The sequence below is a fragment of the Shinella zoogloeoides genome, from assembly GCF_003574625.1.
GTDB classification, from domain to species: domain Bacteria; phylum Pseudomonadota; class Alphaproteobacteria; order Rhizobiales; family Rhizobiaceae; genus Shinella; species Shinella zoogloeoides_A.
On the sequence record NZ_QNUJ01000027.1, the window covers coordinates 1 to 851 of the forward strand.

The window sequence follows — 851 nt, forward strand, 5'->3', positions numbered from 1 at the left end:
ATGGCAAAAGGTAAGTTTGAGCGCAACAAGCCTCACGTAAACATCGGCACGATCGGCCACGTTGACCATGGCAAGACGTCGACGACTGCAGCGATCACGAAGTACTTCGGCGAGTTCAAGGCGTACGACCAGATCGACGCTGCTCCGGAAGAAAAGGCCCGCGGCATCACCATCTCGACGGCGCACGTCGAGTATGAGACGGCCAACCGTCACTACGCGCACGTCGACTGCCCCGGCCACGCCGACTACGTCAAGAACATGATCACCGGTGCTGCCCAGATGGACGGCGCGATCCTCGTCGTCTCGGCTGCCGACGGCCCGATGCCGCAGACCCGCGAGCACATCCTGCTTGCCCGTCAGGTCGGCGTTCCGGCGATCGTCGTGTTCCTCAACAAGGTCGACCAGGTTGACGACGCCGAGCTTCTCGAGCTCGTCGAGCTGGAAGTCCGCGAACTTCTGTCGTCCTACGAATTCCCGGGCGACGACATTCCGATCGTCAAGGGCTCGGCTCTTGCCGCCCTGGAAGACTCGAACAAGGAAATCGGCGAAGACGCGATCCGCGCCCTGATGGCCGCTGTCGACGACTACATCCCGACCCCGGAACGTCCGATCGACCAGCCCTTCCTGATGCCGATCGAAGACGTGTTCTCGATCTCGGGCCGCGGTACGGTTGTGACCGGTCGCGTCGAGCGCGGCATCGTCAAGGTCGGTGAGGAAATCGAGATCGTCGGCATCCGTCCGACGACGAAGACGACCTGCACGGGCGTTGAAATGTTCCGCAAGCTGCTCGACCAGGGCCAGGCCGGCGACAACATCGGTGCGCTGCTGCGCGGTGTGAACCGTGACGGCGT

General features: G+C 62.7%; 1 protein-coding gene. It reads left to right on the plus strand.

Annotated features, from left to right (window positions below; genetic code table 11):
- Positions 1-851, plus strand: an 851-nt coding sequence (gene tuf, locus DSD28_RS25700; protein WP_119259272.1) for an elongation factor Tu, incomplete at both ends; no start/stop codon positions are given.